General features: G+C 62.6%; 16 protein-coding genes. 13 read left to right on the top strand and 3 right to left on the bottom strand.

Features of this window, described 5'->3' with window-relative positions:
• Nucleotides 1-13 precede the first annotated feature (13 nt).
• From RMO51_RS00540 to obgE, 4 genes are all read left to right on the top strand, one after another.
• Nucleotides 14-2,254: a sodium-translocating pyrophosphatase gene (locus tag RMO51_RS00540; RefSeq protein WP_310391056.1), complete on the top strand. Its 2,241-nt coding sequence runs from the start codon at nt 14-16 to the stop codon at nt 2,252-2,254.
• 255 nt (nt 2,255-2,509) lie between these two features.
• The gene (locus RMO51_RS00535; protein WP_310391055.1) at nt 2,510-3,049 is read left to right on the top strand and encodes a phosphoribosyltransferase family protein; all 540 of its coding nucleotides are present in this window, start codon (nt 2,510-2,512) and stop codon (nt 3,047-3,049) included.
• A gap of 86 nt (nt 3,050-3,135) precedes the next feature.
• Nucleotides 3,136-3,759, top strand: coding sequence for an adenylate kinase (locus RMO51_RS00530; RefSeq protein WP_310391053.1), 624 nt, complete (start codon nt 3,136-3,138; stop codon nt 3,757-3,759).
• Nucleotides 3,760-3,894: 135 nt separating this feature from the next.
• Nucleotides 3,895-4,884: a GTPase ObgE gene (gene obgE, locus RMO51_RS00525; RefSeq protein ID WP_310391051.1), complete on the top strand. Its 990-nt coding sequence runs from the start codon at nt 3,895-3,897 to the stop codon at nt 4,882-4,884.
• A 14-nt stretch (nt 4,885-4,898) separates the two neighbouring features.
• Here obgE and RMO51_RS00520 read toward each other — a convergent pair whose 3' ends face one another.
• Nucleotides 4,899-5,258 carry a hypothetical protein gene (locus tag RMO51_RS00520; RefSeq protein WP_310391049.1) on the bottom strand — a complete coding sequence of 120 codons (360 nt, stop codon included), beginning with the start codon at nt 5,256-5,258 and terminating at the stop codon, nt 4,899-4,901.
• A gap of 132 nt (nt 5,259-5,390) precedes the next feature.
• Here RMO51_RS00520 and RMO51_RS00515 point away from each other — a divergent pair, with 132 nt between their 5' ends.
• Nucleotides 5,391-6,002 (top strand): nucleotide exchange factor GrpE, encoded by a 612-nt coding sequence (locus RMO51_RS00515; protein ID WP_310391047.1) that lies wholly within the window; start codon nt 5,391-5,393, stop codon nt 6,000-6,002.
• A 136-nt stretch (nt 6,003-6,138) separates the two neighbouring features.
• The gene (gene dnaJ / locus RMO51_RS00510) at nt 6,139-7,278 is read left to right on the top strand and encodes a molecular chaperone DnaJ (RefSeq protein ID WP_310391045.1); all 1,140 of its coding nucleotides are present in this window, start codon (nt 6,139-6,141) and stop codon (nt 7,276-7,278) included.
• Between the two features lie 281 nt (nt 7,279-7,559).
• On the opposite strand, the gene RMO51_RS00505 is transcribed toward dnaJ, so the two are convergent.
• Together RMO51_RS00505 and RMO51_RS00500 are read right to left on the bottom strand one after the other, a co-directional pair.
• Nucleotides 7,560-8,456 (bottom strand): TraB/GumN family protein, encoded by an 897-nt coding sequence (locus RMO51_RS00505; RefSeq protein WP_310391043.1) that lies wholly within the window; start codon nt 8,454-8,456, stop codon nt 7,560-7,562.
• A 43-nt stretch (nt 8,457-8,499) separates the two neighbouring features.
• Nucleotides 8,500-8,796: a hypothetical protein gene (locus RMO51_RS00500; RefSeq protein ID WP_310391041.1), complete on the bottom strand. Its 297-nt coding sequence runs from the start codon at nt 8,794-8,796 to the stop codon at nt 8,500-8,502.
• Nucleotides 8,797-8,970: 174 nt separating this feature from the next.
• Between RMO51_RS00500 and RMO51_RS00495 the strand changes: the two genes are divergently transcribed.
• The 7 genes from RMO51_RS00495 (at nt 8,971) to RMO51_RS00465 (ending at nt 16,536) form a co-directional block, all read left to right on the top strand.
• The gene (locus tag RMO51_RS00495; protein WP_310391039.1) at nt 8,971-9,468 is read left to right on the top strand and encodes a sigma-70 family RNA polymerase sigma factor; all 498 of its coding nucleotides are present in this window, start codon (nt 8,971-8,973) and stop codon (nt 9,466-9,468) included.
• Nucleotides 9,468-10,106, top strand: a complete 639-nt coding sequence (locus RMO51_RS00490; protein WP_310391038.1) for a hypothetical protein — start codon at nt 9,468-9,470, stop codon at nt 10,104-10,106. The genes RMO51_RS00495 and RMO51_RS00490 overlap by 1 nt, the downstream gene beginning before the upstream one ends.
• A gap of 151 nt (nt 10,107-10,257) precedes the next feature.
• The gene (locus tag RMO51_RS00485) at nt 10,258-11,196 is read left to right on the top strand and encodes an ATP-binding cassette domain-containing protein (protein ID WP_310391036.1); all 939 of its coding nucleotides are present in this window, start codon (nt 10,258-10,260) and stop codon (nt 11,194-11,196) included.
• Nucleotides 11,197-11,362: 166 nt separating this feature from the next.
• Nucleotides 11,363-12,760 (top strand): ABC transporter permease, encoded by a 1,398-nt coding sequence (locus tag RMO51_RS00480; RefSeq protein WP_310391035.1) that lies wholly within the window; start codon nt 11,363-11,365, stop codon nt 12,758-12,760.
• A 153-nt stretch (nt 12,761-12,913) separates the two neighbouring features.
• Nucleotides 12,914-13,801, top strand: coding sequence for a ChaN family lipoprotein (locus RMO51_RS00475; protein WP_310391032.1), 888 nt, complete (start codon nt 12,914-12,916; stop codon nt 13,799-13,801).
• A 105-nt stretch (nt 13,802-13,906) separates the two neighbouring features.
• The gene (locus RMO51_RS00470) at nt 13,907-16,045 is read left to right on the top strand and encodes a glycoside hydrolase family 97 protein (RefSeq protein WP_310391031.1); all 2,139 of its coding nucleotides are present in this window, start codon (nt 13,907-13,909) and stop codon (nt 16,043-16,045) included.
• A 128-nt stretch (nt 16,046-16,173) separates the two neighbouring features.
• Nucleotides 16,174-16,536, top strand: a complete 363-nt coding sequence (locus tag RMO51_RS00465; protein ID WP_409025022.1) for a GIY-YIG nuclease family protein — start codon at nt 16,174-16,176, stop codon at nt 16,534-16,536.
• The last annotated feature ends 64 nt before the right edge of the window (nt 16,537-16,600 follow it).

Raw genomic sequence — 16,600 nt, 5'->3', positions numbered from 1 at the left:
TTTCCCCCTTTCTATGACTCCATATCTGTACGCAGTGCCCGCACTGGGCATTTTCGCGTTGTTCTACACCTGGCTGCGGGCCGGCTGGGTGACCAAACAAGACGCCGGTGATGAGCGCATGACCACCATTGCCGGCTACATTGCCGACGGCGCCATTGCCTTCCTCAAAGCCGAATACAAAGTACTGGCCCTGTTTGGGCTCATTGCCGGGGCCTTCTTGTTCTATCTGGGCAGCACCAGCGGCAACTCCAGTCCCGTCATCGTCATTGCTTTCCTGATTGGCGCGGTGTTCTCGGCCCTGGCCGGCTTCATCGGGATGAAAATTGCCACCAAGGCCAACGTACGCACCGCCCAGGCCGCCAAAACCAGCCTCAGCACCGCACTGAACGTGTCCTTTTCGGGCGGCTCGGTGATGGGCATGGGCGTGGCCGGCCTGGCCGTGCTCGGCCTGGGCTCGTTGTTCATCATCTTCTACCAGATGTTCGTGCCCAGCGGCCTGGCCAACGGGCTGGAGATGGAAAAAGCCCTGGAAGTCCTCACCGGCTTTTCGCTGGGGGCCGAAAGCATTGCCCTGTTTGCCCGCGTGGGCGGCGGCATCTACACCAAAGCGGCCGACGTGGGCGCCGACCTCGTGGGCAAAGTCGAAGCCGGCATCCCGGAAGACGACCCCCGCAACCCCGCCACCATCGCCGACAACGTGGGCGACAACGTGGGCGACGTGGCCGGCATGGGCGCCGACTTGTTCGGCTCCTACGTGGCCACCATCCTGGCCACCATGGTGCTAGGCCGGGAGGTGACCGTGACCAACGACCAGTTCGGCGGGCTGTCTCCGATTTTTCTGCCCCTGGCCATTGCCGGCATGGGCATCCTGGCTTCGCTCATTGGCATTTTGTGCGTGCGGGTAAAGGAAGGCGGCAACGTGCAGGCGGCGCTCAACCTGGGCAACTACGTGGCGGTGGTCGTGTCGGGCATTGCCTCTTACTTTTTGATTACTTGGATTTTGCCGGCGGGCCGTTTCACCATTCGCAACGTGTCGTTTGATGCCCTGCACGTGTTTTACGCCGTGGTGGTGGGCTTGGTGGTGGGCACGCTCATCAGCATCATCACCGAGTACTACACCGCCATGGGCAAGCGCCCGGTGAACAGCATCGTGCAGCAAAGCAGCACCGGCCACGCCACCACCGTCATCGGCGGCATCGCCGTGGGCATGGAATCCACGGTGCTGCCCATTCTGGTGCTGGCCGCCGGCATCGTGCTCAGCTTTAAGGCCGCGGGCTTGTACGGGGTGGCCATTGCCGCCGCCGGCATGATGGCCACCACCGCCATGCAGCTGGCCATCGACGCCTTCGGCCCCATTGCCGACAACGCTGGCGGCATCGCCGAAATGAGCGACTTGCCGAAGGAAGTGCGCGAGCGGACCGACATCCTCGACGCCGTGGGTAACACCACCGCCGCCACTGGCAAAGGTTTCGCCATTGCCTCGGCGGCCCTCACTTCGCTGGCGCTGTTCGCGGCGTTCATGGGCACGGCCAACATCGACACCATTGACATCAGCAACGCCGACGTGCTGGCCGGCCTGTTCGTGGGCGCCATGATTCCGTTCATCTTTTCGGGCCTGGCCATTGCGGCCGTGGGCCGCGCGGCCATGGCCATGGTGCAGGAAGTGCGCCGGCAGTTCCGCGAGATTCCGGGCATCATGGAAGGCACGGCCCGGCCGGAATACGAGAAATGCGTGGCCATCTCGACCCAGGCGGCCATTCGCGAAATGATTTTGCCCGGCGCCATCGCCTTGCTCACGCCCATCATCGTGGGTTTCCTGTTTGGGCCCAAGGTGCTGGGCGGCCTGCTGGCCGGCGTGACCGTGAGCGGCGTGCTGATGGCTATTTTCCAGAGCAACGCCGGTGGGGCCTGGGACAACGCCAAGAAGTCCTTTGAAAAAGGCGTGCTGGTGAATGGCAAAATGGAGTACAAGGGCTCCGACGCCCACAAGGCTTCCGTGACGGGCGACACCGTGGGCGACCCGTTCAAGGATACTTCGGGCCCGAGCATGAACATCCTCATCAAGCTGATGAGCATCGTGTCGCTGGTCATCGCGCCCCACATCGCCGAGAAGGGCGGCGAGCGCGGCATGGCCCCGGCAAAGCCGGAAGACCGGCGCGTCGAGGTTGCCACCCAGCCCCGCCTGCGCTGCGCCGAAACCGTGGCCCCGGCCGCGGCCCGCGTAGTTTACACGGTGCTGCGCGAGGTGAAGTAATATCATCGGTTTGGCCGGGTTCGGCTGATTTCGCGGATGCTGGCCGGTGCTTTACTCTGCTAAAAAATGTCAATGAAGGCCGCTACCGTCTCGGGGGAGGCCTTTTTGCTGGCAATGGTTGAAACGAGCCAGGCTTTTTTAGTCGACGGGTGGGCAAATTCCGCCGCGGCTGCCGCACCGCTGGCCCTGCGTGAAAGTCGCAAAATCCGACTAAATCCGTGAGTAGCTTTGCGGCTCAGTTTCCTCGCGCCTTGCATGGGTTCTCCCCACATCACCATCCACCAAAAAGCATTTCGGCCGTACTTGTCCGCGGCGGCGCTGGACGAGGCCGTGACGGCGCTGGCCGCCCGCCTCAGCGCCGATTACGCCGGGCGCGAGCCCTTGTTCGTGGTGGTGCTCACGGGCGCGTTCATGTTCGCGTCGGACCTGCTCAAGCGGATGACCGAGCCCTGCGAAATCGTCTTCATCCGGGTGGCCTCCTACGAGGGCACGGCGAGCAGCGGGGTGGTGCAGGAAATTCTGGGATTGCGCGAGGACGTGCAGGGCCGCCACCTGGTCGTAGTGGAGGACATCGTGGACACGGGCACCACCATGCACCAGTTATTGCCCACGCTGCTGGCCAAAGGGCCGGCTTCGGTCGAAATTGCCACGCTGTTTTCCAAGCCCGCCAGCCTGCGGCACGACATCGCCCTGCGCTACGTGGCCCTGGAAATCCCCAACGACTTCGTGGTGGGCTACGGGCTTGACTACGACGGCCTGGGCCGCAACCTGCCCGACGTATACGTGGCCGTGTGAGGCCGAGCGGGCGGTTCTTTTGTTACCGATTGATTAACTTGCCCAAACCCACCCATCCATTCTCCCTCGCGCAACCTTCTTTGTTCATGTTGAATATCGTGCTGTTCGGCCCGCCCGGTGCCGGCAAAGGAACCCAGAGCCAGAAGCTCATTGCCCACTACCACCTTGTGCACCTGAGCACCGGCGACCTGCTGCGCGCCCAGATTGCCCAGGGCACCGAGCTCGGCCTGACCGCCAAAAAACTCATGGACGAAGGCCTGCTGGTGCCCGACGAGGTGGTGATTGGCATGATAGGCCACGCCCTGCAAACCAACCCGCAGGCCGCAGGCTTCATCTTCGACGGTTTCCCGCGCACGGTGGCCCAAGCCGAGAGCCTTGACCGCCTCATGGCCGCCCACCACACCACCATCGGCTGCATGATTGCGCTGGAAGTGGCCGAGGAAGAGCTGGTGACCCGCCTGCTGGAGCGCGGCAAAACCAGCGGTCGCCCCGACGACCAGGACGAGAGCAAAATCCGCCGCCGGGTGACGGTCTACAACACCGAAACCGCCCAGGTGGCCGGATACTATGCCGCTCAACAAAAATTCCACGCCCTGAACGGCATCGGCCCGATTGACACCATCTTCGGCCAAATCTGCGGCCTCGTCGACCAGCACAAGGCCGCCGCCCCCGAAAGTCCGGCCGCCGCCACGCGCGAAGTGCAGGCCTGACTCCGAATGAAGAATTAGGAATGAGAAATGATGAATTGCGGGGCAGAAGCTAAGCGCAACGCTCAGCTTCTGCCCCGCAATTTTTTTCAGTCCTCCAATTTTTAATTCTTAATTTTTAATTATTAATTCCCTCCCGTGGCCAGCAATAACTTCATCGATTACGTCAAGCTCATCTGCCGCTCGGGCAAGGGCGGGGCGGGCTCGCACCACTTTTTCCGGGCCAAGGGCCTGCCCAACGGCGGCCCCGACGGCGGCGACGGCGGCCGCGGCGGCCACATCATCCTCGAAGGCAATTCCCAGCTCTGGACCCTGCTGCACCTGCAATACCAGAAGCACGTCTTTGCCAAGGACGGCGAGGGCGGGGGCGAAAACCTACGCAGCGGCGCGCAGGGGGAGGACATTGTGCTGCAAGTGCCGCTGGGCACCGTGGCCCGCGACCCGGAAGGTGGCCAACTGCTCGAAATCACGGAGCACGGCCAGCGGCTGGTGCTGGTGCCCGGCGGGCGCGGCGGCTGGGGCAACGACCATTTCAAGAACTCCATCAACCAGGCGCCCACCTACGCCCAGCCCGGCGAGCCGGCCATCGAGGCCATCATCATCCTGGAGCTGAAGCTGCTGGCCGACGTGGGCCTGGTGGGCTTCCCCAACGCGGGCAAGAGCACGCTGCTCTCGGTGGTGTCGGCGGCCAAGCCCAAGATTGCCGACTATGCCTTCACCACGCTGGTGCCCAACCTGGGCGTGGTGGCCTACCGCGACTATAAATCCTTCGTGATGGCCGACATTCCCGGCATCATCGAGGGCGCGGCCGAGGGCAAGGGCTTGGGCACCCGCTTCCTGCGCCACATCGAGCGCAACTCCATGCTGCTCTTCATGATTGCCTGCGACTCGCCCGACATCGCGGCCGAGTACCAGGTGCTGCTCGGCGAGCTGGAGCAGTTCAATCCCGAGCTGCTGGAGAAGCGCCGCCTGCTGGCCATCACCAAAACCGACATGATTGACGAGGAGCTGGAGACGGAGATGCGCCTGGCGCTACCGGAAGGCGTGCCGGCTATTTTCATCTCTAGCCTGGCGAACAAGAACATTGTGCAGTTGAAGGACCTGATTTGGAAGGCGCTGCACGAGTAGTGTTGACTGGATACTTATCCTGTTATCCAGAAGCCAACGATGGTTAACACAAGTATTCCATAGGCTGCGACGGTAGCCGTAGCAGTGCGGCGGTAGACAGCAAAGGCAAACCCAATCAGTGCAGGAATGGTGAACAGGCTAGATATCAGACAATAACGGGCATAAAGCTCTGCCGATTGGTAATGAGCTACGCCTGCAACTGGCCCTTCGCTTCCAAAAGGGTATTGGGTTATATCCTTCGGGTTGGCTACAATGCCAACTACATACCACTCGTGAACGTTTATCAAAGCTAACAGAAGGATTATCAGAAGCCCTGGAAGAATCTTGCCAAAAGCAATTAGGTTGGATACTGTGGGATTAGGAGTTATTTCCATTTGGTACTTACGGAAACTAGGAAGTTGGAAAGTGAAAGTAACATATTCCTCATTGTTGCCCGTGCCACTATGGCAGCCCGCCGCCCTTTGGCAAGTGAATTGCGCCCGCCGCTTGACTAACCGGCTAACCCCGTGAAAAACCCCTTCCGACGAATATTCCCCAAGATGGCTGACGAACACACCTTGCCCCACGACGACAACCTGACCGCTGACCCCGCCCACGCCGCTGGCGAAATGGCCGATGCGGAGGTCGAAATTACCGACCCGGACATGACGGCCACCGGCGCGCCCCACGCCGAAGCCACCCGCACTGACGCCGAGCTGGCCGACCTCAAGGACAAGTACCTGCGCCTGGCCGCCGAGTTTGAGAACTACAAGCGCCGCACCACCAAGGAGCGGCTGGAGCTGTTCAAAACCGCTAGTCAGGAGCTGATGGTGGCCTTGCTGCCGGTGCTGGACGACTTTGAGCGCGCCCGCCACGCCACCCAGGATACGACCGATGCCAACGCCGTGCGCGACGCCATTGAGATTATTCAGGGCAAGCTGAACAAAACGCTGCAACAAAAGGGTCTGACCGCCATGGAAGCCAAGGGCGGCGACTTCGATGCCGAGCTGCACGAGGCCATCACCCAGATTCCGGCGCCCAGCGACGACTTGCGCGGCAAGGTGGTCGACGAGGTGGAGAAGGGCTACTACTTGGGCGACAAGGTGATTCGCCACGCCAAAGTGGTGCTGGGGCAGTGAGTTGAAATAGAATGCAATAATTTAAATGAACGTCATGCTGAGCGCAGCCGAAGCATCTCGCTTGGGTTGCTAACTCAACGAAGCGGGCGAGATGCTTCGGCTGCGCTCAGCATGACGTTTAATTGAAAACCCGACGATGGCTACGAAGCGCGATTATTACGAAATATTAGGTATTGCCAAGAATGCGGCGGCGGACGAAATCAAGTCGGCCTACCGCAAGATGGCCATCAAGTACCACCCCGATAAGAACCCCGACGACCCCACGGCCGAGGACAAGTTCAAGGAGGCGGCCGAGGCCTACGAGGTGCTGAGCAACGCCGACAAGCGCGCGCGCTACGACCGCTACGGCCACCAGGGCATGGGCGGCAACGGCGGCGGCCCGCAGAACATGGAGGACATCTTCTCGCAGTTCGGCGATATTTTCGGCGGCGGTGGGGGCTTCGACGGTTTCTTTGGTGGGCGCCAGGGCGGCGGGCGGCGGCAGCGCAAGGGCTCCAACCTGCGCATCAAGCTCAAGCTCGACCTGGAGGAAATTGCCAACGGCGTCGAGAAGAAAATCAAGGTGAAGCGCTACGTGGCCTGCCCGCCCTGCGGCGGCACCGGCGCCAAAAACGGCACCGAGCTTAAAACCTGTCCCACCTGCCAGGGCCAGGGCCAGACCAAGCGCGTGGTGAACACCATGCTCGGCCAGATGGTGAGCAGCAGCACCTGCCCCACCTGCAACGGCGAGGGCAAAACCGTGACCGCCACCTGCGACGTGTGCAAGGGCGACGGCCGCCAACTCAACGAGGAGGTCATTCCCATCAACATCCCGGCGGGCGTGGCCAACGACATGCAGCTGAGCATGAGCGGCAAGGGCAACTACCCCGAGCGCGGCGGCGTGCCCGGCGACCTGCTCATCCAGATTGAGGAGGAGCCGCACGAATTCCTGAAGCGCGACGGCAACAACATCATGTTCGAGCAGTACATCTCCTTCGTGGACGCCGCCCTGGGTGCCAGCCTGGAGGTGCCCACCATCGAGGGCAAGGTGAAAATCAAGGTGGACCCCGGCACCCAGCCCGGCAAAATCCTGCGCCTGCGCGGCAAGGGCATCAAGGACCTGAACGGCTACGGGCGCGGCGACCAGCTCATTCACCTCAACGTGTGGACGCCCAAGCACGTGAGCAACCAGGAGCGCGAGCTGCTGGAGAAGCTGCGCGACTCGGACAACTTCACGCCCCACCCCGGCAAGAACGAGAAGGGCTTCTTCGAGAAGGTGAAGGAGTACTTCGCGTAAGCCTGCTGACAATAGAACGTGAAAAGGCCCGCTTTCCAGATTTGGAAGGCGGGCCTTGGGCTTTCATATGCTCACGATGCTAACCGCGCCTGAGTAGAGCGTATTGCCGGTCCCGGGAACCTCACCCCCTGACCCCCAGTTCGCTACAAGCGCGAAGCCCGTGGAGAGGGGGCACCGGTCTTGCTCCTAACGTCGTCAGGCTCCCCTCTCTTTGGGAGAGGGGCCAGGGGTGAGGTTTACCGGAACCGAGCTGATTGCACGTCTACCAGAGTGCTTGCCTACTACAGCAGCGGCTTCACTTGGTAGCCTTGCTGGCGGAGCAGGGCCAGTACGCCGGCCGGGCCGCCGAGGTGGGCGGCGCCCACGGCAAAGAAGGTGGGCTTGGCGGCGGCGTGCTGCGCCATGAGGGGAATCCAGCGCTTGTTGCGGTCGCTGAGCAATTGGACTTCGTACTCCTTCAACCCAAACTTGCTGTCCATTGCCACTTGCAGCAGGCCGTTCAGGTCCTGGGCCTGGTAGAGCTTGACCAATTCGCGGAATTCCTGCTGGGCTTCGGCCCGTTTGCTCACCATGTCGGACAGCATCCGGGCTTGCTTTTCGCACGGAATTTTGTCGAACAGGCCCATCTGGTCGGCCACGGTTTCCAGGCCGATGACTTCCATTTTCTTGGTTTTGGCCAGCTCCACCAGCGTCATCTCGTAGCTGCCCATCGGGCAGCCCAGCATTTTGGGGAAAAGTAACGTGGCCAGGATGAAGGGCTTCATGGTGCCCATTTGGGCGAAGGGCATCTGGAGCTGAGTGGTGTAGTAGTCGCTCACGGCGGCGTACTCCTCCTTGCTCATGCAGTTTTGCACGGTCTGGCCGGCGGGCATCATCATCAGGCCGCGCATTTCTTCGGCCATGGTGGGGCTGTCCATGTCCAGCTCCAGGGCCACCTGCTGCGAGTTGCCGATGGCCTTCTGCACGGCCTCGCTCACCTTCAAGTCGTCAGCGCAGAGCAGGTGAATGGTGCCGAATACGTAGGAGGGCCGGGCGAGTTGGTTGCCCGAAATCTCCCAGAGCAGCGACTTGGCGGCGGCCGGCGCCGTTGTCGTTGGCTTGGCGGCTTTGGCCGGTTTCTGAGCGTGGGCCAGGGGCGAGGCCAGCAACAGAGCGGCGGCCAGCGAAAGGAGGCGCATTTTTGCAGAAAAAAGGTGAGGATTGAATAATCGAGCCCGGGGCTCATTTGGTTTCGGTGGCGTTGGGCCTGTTCAGTTTGGCCTTGATGTCGTGGCCGATTTGGTAGCCGAACACGAGCAGCGCGGCCCCCACCAGCGCCATGGAGCCGTAGCGGCGCCAGGTCGGCAGCGGGGGCGCCACGGTGCCGGGGGCCAGGGCGGGGGCGTACGCCAAATCCGAGAGTAGAAAGCCGGCGGCCAGCAGCCCGCTGGCGGCGGCGGCCAGCCAATCGCCGGTCACTAAATGGACGAGGCTGAGCAGGCCGAAGAGGATGGCGGTGGGAACGTTGAGCTTTTTCATGGCGCGCCAGGGGTTATGTTGGGAACCCCGTGTTTTGCGGACTGAATCGCCGCGCGGCGGCGGGGCATTACACCGCCCGGCAAGTATTATTTTGAGCAAATATTTTTCGGCCGCGGGTGTAATGCCCCGCTGGCAGGCCGCGATATAATCCCCGTAACTCTTCCCCGACGCGCCGTGCAGTCCGCCGATTTTGTTGCCCTCCTCCAGGCGCACCAAGCCCTGATTCGGCGCGTGTGCCGCCTGTACTGCGCCGACGCCGACGACCGGCAGGACCTGTTTCAGGAAATCGTGCTCCAGCTCTGGCGGGCCTACCCCCGCTACGAGGCCCGGCCCGACGCCAAGCTCAGCACCTGGCTCTACCGCATCGGGCTGAACGTGGCCATCTCGAACCTGCGCCAGCGCACCCGCCGGCCCGCGCCCACCGAGCTGACCGCCGAAGCCCTGGCCGTGGCCCAGGCCCCGGAAACCGGCCCTGACGCCGACGACCGCGCCGCCCTCTACCGGGCCATCGACCGCCTCTCGGAAGTCGACAAGGCCTTTGTGCTGCTCTACCTCGAAGACCGGCCCTACGATGAAATGGCCGACATTCTAGGCATTACCCAGAACAACGTGCGCGTGAAAATGCACCGCGTGCAGGAAAAACTCCGCTCTTTACTCGTCCCGGCCTACTAATGGAACTCGATGAACTCCGCCAAAGCTGGCAGCAGCCGCTGGCCGACCCGCCCCCCCCGCTTGATGCGGGGGCGCTTACCCAACTGCTGGCCCGGCGTTCCGACGGCATCGTGGAGCGCCTGCGGCGCAGTGCCCGCCTGGAGCTGTACATCAACTTTGGCCTGCTGCTTGGGTCGCTGGCATTGGCCGGGCTGGGGTCGCAATTTCGGCTGCGAATTTTTGGCTGGGTACTGGTAGTCATTTGCGGCGTCTGCATTGGTTATCTGTACCGCAAGCTGCACCTGCTGCGCCGGATGAACGACCCCGCCGGCGACCTGCACGCTCATTTGCGGCGTCTGGTCAGCGGTTTGCGCGCGCTCATCCGCTTCTATTACCTCTTCACGCTGGCCATGCTGCCGGTAGTGGGCGTAGTTGAGGTGTTGATGTTTGCTGCCGAATCTGAGCGTGGCATCCATCCAACCCTGCTCTCGGGCTTCGCGTGGGTAGTGGTCTTGGTTGTGGTCTTGCCGGCGCTGCTGTACCTGCCGGTGGCCAGCGCGACGCGTCGATACCTGCAATACCTTTACGGCCAGCACCTCGACCGTCTCGAAGCCAGCCTAGCCGAGTTGGCCGAGCCCGCGCCAACTGCGGCCCACTGAGTTGTACGGCCCCGCTCAGCCTGGTTATTCGCCGCTCGGGGGCGCATTGCTGCCACTCGGCGCCCGGTGCCTGGCAAGCGCCGGGGCGGTTCAATACCTTTACTTCGCTGCGTTCTTCTACATTTAACCCGCCAACCAATCCTTCTTTTCTGTGAACCCCATCCTCGAAATCATCGACGTGCGCAAGGCCTACGCCGCGCACGTGGCCCTGGCCGGCGTGAGCCTGACCGTGCCGGAAGGTAGCATCTTCGGCCTGCTCGGGCCCAACGGCGCCGGTAAGACCTCGCTCATCCGTATCATCACCCAGATTACGGGGGCCGACGAGGGTGAGGTGCGCTTCCGCGGGGAGCGGCTCAACCCCTCGCACATTGCCCAAATCGGCTACCTGCCCGAGGAGCGCGGCCTGTACAAAAAGATGAAAATGGGCGAGCAGCTGCTCTACCTGGCCCGGCTGCGCGGCCTGAGCCGGAGTGACGCCACGGCCCGCATCAAGCAGTGGGTGGCCCGGCTCGACCTCAAGGACTGGGTGGGCAAGAACGTGGAGGACCTGAGCAAGGGCATGCAGCAGAAGGTGCAGTTCATCGCCACGGTGCTGCACGGCCCCAAGCTCATCATCTTGGACGAGCCGTTCTCGGGCTTCGACCCCATCAACGCCAACCTGATTAAGGACGAAATCCTGGAGCTGCGCAAGCAGGGCGCCACCATCATTTTCTCGACCCACCGCATGGAATCGGTGGAGGAGCTCTGCGACAACATCGCCCTGATTAACCGCTCGCGCAAGGTGCTCGACGGGCCCGTGCGCCTGATTCGCAACCAGTTCAAGACCAATACCTACGAGGTGGAAGGCCGGGGCAAGCTGATGGTGGTGCACCCCGACTTTGAGGTGGTGGAGCAAGCCGAGCGCGAAAACGGCCACTTCTACGCCCGCGTGCAGCTGCACGCCGGCGTGCGGCCCAACGACTTGCTCCGCTACCTCATCGGCAATGTAGAAGTCGAAGCATTTCGGGAGCAGATTCCGAGCATCAACGAAATCTTCATCCGGCGCGTGCGCGAAACCATGCCCGAAACCCTGCTGGAAGAAACCGTTTAAACGGCGTCCCTTCGTCCTGAACGTCATGCTGAGCGTAGCCGAAGCATCTCGCGTGGGGAAGTAAATCAATCCGAAAAAAAGAATTAGTGCTGCACGCAAGATGCTTCGGCTGCGCTCAGCATGACGTTCAAGTGGGACGTTCTGGACTTCAAAATCATTTACCCTTATGGCTTCCAAATTTTTACTCGTTGCCCAACGCGAATACCTGACCCGGGTCAGCAAAAGAGCGTTTATCCTCCTTACCCTGGCCGTGCCGCTGCTGCTGGCGGGGTTCGGGGTGGTGGTAACCAAAATCGCCATGTCGGACCTGGATAGCACCGACGTGGTGGAGGTGCGCGACGACAGCGGCCTCAACCTCGCCGGCCGCCTGGCGAGCACGCCCCGCGTGCGCTTCGAGCCCGCGGCGGGCACGCTGGCCGAAGCCAAGAAAGGCTTCCAGCGCGCCAAGCACGACGGCCTGCTCTACCTGCCGGCCGGCCTCGACGTGGAAAAGCCCGTCGGCGTGCAGTTCTTCGGCAAGGGCAACATCAGCCTGAAAAAGCAGCTGGCCGTGGAAACGGCTCTGAACAAAGCGTTTTCGGAGATGAAAATGCAGAAGTCCGGCCTCTCGCAGGACCAGCTCGACCGCCTGCGCTCGAAAGTGGACCTGCAAACCATCAGCCTCGACGACACGGGCAAGGAGGCCGACAACAACGCCCTGGCCACTTCGGGCACCGCCTACGTGCTGGCCATCCTCATCTACCTGTTCATTTTCGTGTACGGCGTGCAGATTATGCGCGGGGTGGGGGAGGAGAAGTCGAGCCGCATCATGGAGGTGATGCTCTCGTCGGTGAAGCCGTTCGACCTGATGATGGGCAAGATTGTGGGCATTGCCGGCGTGGGCCTCACCCAGTTTCTGCTGTGGGGGCTGCTCTCGTTCTGCGCCTCGTCGGTGCTGATGCCCCTGGTGATGGGCGCGGGCAAGGACCGGCCCAAAACTGAAGTAGCCGCCACCGATACTCCCGCGCCCGGCGCCGCGGCCGCCGACGGCGAGCCCCAGAGTGCCGCCGGCCGGTTCGACCGCGGCATGAGCGCGCAGGGCGCGCAGCTGGACCCCGCCGCCGGCCGTGTCAAGCTGTTCGAAACGCTGGGCAACCTGCCGCTGGGCACCATCTTGTTCGGCTTCGTGGCCTATTTTCTGGGCGGCTACCTGCTCTACGGGGCCTTGTTCGGGGCCGTGGGGGCGGCCGTCGACGACCAGACCGACACCCAGCAGTTCATGTTTCCGATTACCATGCCGCTCATCCTGAGTTACATCGTGGGCCTGTCGGTCATCCTGCGCAACCCCGACGGACAGGTGGCTTTCTGGATGTCGATGATACCCTTCACCTCGCCCATTGCCATGGTCATCCGGCTGCCGTTTGGGGTGCCCGCGTGGCAGTTGGCGCTGTCGCTATTTCTGCTCGTGCTGGGTTTCATCGGCACGGTGTGGGTGGCCGCCCGCATCTACCGCGTGGGCGTGCTCATGTACGGCAAGAAGGTGACGTACAAGGAGCTGGGCAAGTGGATGTTCTACAAGGGCTAGGGGCCGCGACGCGCCCCCGGTAGCGGCGGCTCAAACTTTGAACGTCCTGCCGGGCTTGTCGAAGCGTTGCTTCGGCGCAACCAACCCCTAGCAAACGGGTTAGGGTTGCGGGAGAGGCGCCTCGGCCTCGCTCCGCCCGACGTTTTTCCGCTCATGACTCCCTCGATGTCCCGTTTCCTGCTCATTCTCACCCTAGCCATTACCGGCTTTGCCTTCACTGGCGACCGGCCCGCCTACCGGCTCTTCACGGCCGCCGGCGCGGTGGCCGACTACGACCAGATGCTCACCGAGCTGGCCCAGGCCGACGTAGTGCTGTTTGGCGAGCAGCACAACGACGCCCTGGCCCACTGGCTGGAGCTGCAAGTGGCCAAGGACCTGGCCCGGCTCAAGCCCGGTAAGTTGGTGCTGGGCCTGGAAATGTTCGAGCGCGACGTGCAGCCGCTGGTGGCCCAGTACGCCGCCGGCACCCTGGCCGATACGGCCCTGACGCGCCAGGCCCGCCCCTGGCCGAACTACGACACCGACTACCGCCCGCTGTTGCAGTTTGCCCGCGAGAACAAGGTGCCGGTCATCGGCACCAACGCCCCGCGGCCTTTCGCCCAGGCCGTGGCCCGCGGCAGCCTCAAGGCCCTCGACAAGCTGCCCGCCGCCGACCGGGCCCTGCTCGCGCCGCTGCCGCTGAAAGTCGACTACGAGCTGCCCGGCTACAAAAACATGGCCGCCATGTTCGGCGACAGCAAGGCCCACGGCGGGGGCGGGGCCCAGAACATCATCCAGGCCCAGGCCCTGAAGGACGCCACCATGGCCCACTTCATCCGCCTCAGCCGCCCCGACGGCCACACCCTGCTCCACCTCAACGGCAGCTACCACTCCGACCGGCACGACGGCATCGTGGCCTACCTGCGCCAGTACGCGCCCAAGCTGCGCGTGCGCACGCTGAGCGTGGTGACCCAGGCGCAGCTGCAAGCCCTCGATAAAGAACAGGTGGACGTGGCCGACTTTGTGGTGGTGGTGCCCGAAGACGGCAGTAAGACGTACTGAGCGCCCCTCAAGCGGGGCCTGGCCGCCCGTGGCAAACCGCCGCGCGTTAGGGTGCACGAATGGGCCCGCAAGGGGACGGTGGATATCCGCCTTATCTTGCCGCCCATGAAAACCGCCGTTTGTTTGTTCGTTCTTGCGCTGCTGGGGTTACCTACGCAGGCCCAAACCATCCATTCCCCCGGCCGCAAGCTGACGCTGCAGTTTCAGCTCAGCCCGGCCGGGGAGCCGACGTACCAGTTGCGCTACGGCGCCCGGCCCGTGGTGCTGCCGAGCCGGTTGGTGGTGCTGCTGAAGGACGCGCCGGGGTTCGACCGGGGTTTCACGATTGCCAAAGTAGACTCCAGCCGGCACGACGACACCTGGACGCCGGTGTGGGGCGAGGTGAAGCAGATTCGCAACCATTACCAGGAGCTGGCCGTGACCGTGCAGCAAGCCGCCGCCCAAAACCGGCAGCTTGTGCTGCGCTTCCGCTTGTTCGACGACGGGCTGGGTTTCCGCTACGAATTCCCGGAGCAGGCCAACCTGAAGTATTTTACCGTGTCGGACGAGCGCACGGAATTCAACCTGGCCGCCGACCACCAGGCCTTCTGGATTCGGGGCGACTACGACACCAACGAGTACATCTACTCGACCACCAAGCTGAGCGAGGTGGGGCCGACGACGTACAAAGTCACGCCCGAAATCAGCACCCAGGTGCCCATCGCGCCGAACGCCGTGCAAACGCCGCTCATGCTCAAGAGCGCGGACGGGCTGTACGTCAACCTCCACGAGGCGGCGCTGGTGAACTACCCGGCCATGGCCCTGCTCGTGAACGGCGCCACCCACGGCCTGGTAAGCCAGCTGACGCCCAGTGCGGCGGGGCCCGACAGCAAGGCCTTTTTGCAGGCGCCCGCGCGCACGCCCTGGCGCACGGTGGTGGTGGCCGACAACGCGCCGGCCATCCTGGCCTCGAAGCTGATTCTGAACCTGAACGAGCCCAGCAAAATCCAGGACACGGGCTGGATTACGCCCCAGAAATTTGTGGGCGTGTGGTGGGAGATGCACGTGAACAAGGGCAATTGGTTCTACTCCGACGTCACCAACATCCAGCTGGCCGGCGCCGACTTTACCCAGTTCAAGCCCACCGGCCGCCACTCGGCGAATACCGCCAACGTGAAGCGCTACATCGACTTCGCGGCCAAAAACGGCCTGCAGAGCGTGCTGGTGGAGGGCTGGAACGTGGGCTGGGAGGACTGGTTCGGCAACTGGAAGGAGGAGGTGTTCGACTTCGTGACGCCCTACCCCGACTTTGCCGTGGACGAGCTGCAGGCCTACGCCGCCGCCCGCAATGTGAAGCTCATCATGCACCACGAAACCTCGGGCTCGGTCACGAACTACGAGCGGCGCATGGACGCGGCCTACCGCTTCATGAAAGCGCATAATTACGACGCCGTGAAAACCGGCTACGTGGGCCGCATCATCCCGCGCGGCGAGCACCACGACGGCCAGTGGATGGTGAACCACTACGTGCACGCCGCCCAGCAAACGGCCGCCAACCGCATCATGGTGGACATGCACGAGTCGGTGCGCCCCACCGGCCTGCACCGCACCTACCCCAACTGGCTGGCCAACGAGGCCGCCCGCGGCAACGAGTTCAACGCCTGGAGCCAGGGCAACCCGCCCGAGCACGAAACCATCCTGCCCTTCACCCGCCTCATGGGCGGCCCGATGGACTACACGCCCGGCATCTTCCAAATCAAGCTCGACGCCTACGCGCCCCAGAACAAGGGCAAGCAGGTGCACACCACCCTGGCCAAGCAGCTGGCCCTGTACGTGACCCTGTACTCGCCCCTGCAAATGGCCGCCGACCTGCCCGAAACCTACGAGAAACTTTCCGACGCCTTCCAGTTCATCCGCGACGTGGCCGTGGACTGGGACGACACCCGCATCCTGGCCGCTGAACCGGGCGACCACCTCACCACCGTCCGCAAAGCCAAGGGCAAAGACGAGTGGTACCTGGGCAGCATCACCGACGAGCAGCCCCGCCAGCAGTCCGTGCGGCTGGATTTCCTCACCCCGGGCGTGCGCTACGTGGCCACCGTTTACGCCGACGGCAAAGGCGCCGACTGGCAGAAAAACCCCATGGCCTACCAGATTCGACAGGTGCCGGTGACCAGCAAGTCCAAGCTGGATTTGAAGCTAGCACCGGGCGGCGGGGCCGCGGTGAGCTTCAAGCCGGCGACGAGGGAGAAGGGTAAGAACTAAAAGAATCAAGAACGTCATGTCGAGCTTGCCGAGACATCTCGCGTGTGTCGTCGAACGGTTGAGTGATTTTTTTCGCGCGAGTTGTCTCGGCAAGCTCGACATGACGTTCTCATAGAATTACGCTTCACATGTACGTGTACATTTTGACTAATCCAGCCCGGACGGTATTGTACATCGGGGTAACCAACGACCTTGAGCGCCGCCTCAGCGAACACAGCAATGGATTAGGCGATGCTGGCAAATTTACCGGGCTATATCAGGCTAATCTACTGGTATACTTTGAATTTCATAATGGTGCGGCGCCGGCAATTGCGCGCGAGAAGCAGTTAAAAAACTGGGGTAGGGCTAAGAAAAGCGCGTTGATTTCCAGCCTCAATCCGCAGTGGCTGGAAATTGACTTGGAAACATGGGATGGTGGACCAAAAGTCAGCGAGGAGGAAGTACGCATCCGCATCAAAGTGGCAGAAAGTGGCAAGCAGGAAAGTAATTAACGACATCACTGCTGGCAAGTCTCCCGCTAAATGGGGAGGTTTGCAGTTCGATATTTTCCCACGC

This window comes from Hymenobacter sp., assembly GCF_031398885.1.
In the GTDB taxonomy this organism is placed as follows: Bacteria; Bacteroidota; Bacteroidia; order Cytophagales; family Hymenobacteraceae; genus Hymenobacter.
This window is presented reverse-complemented; position numbering and strand designations above follow the sequence as displayed.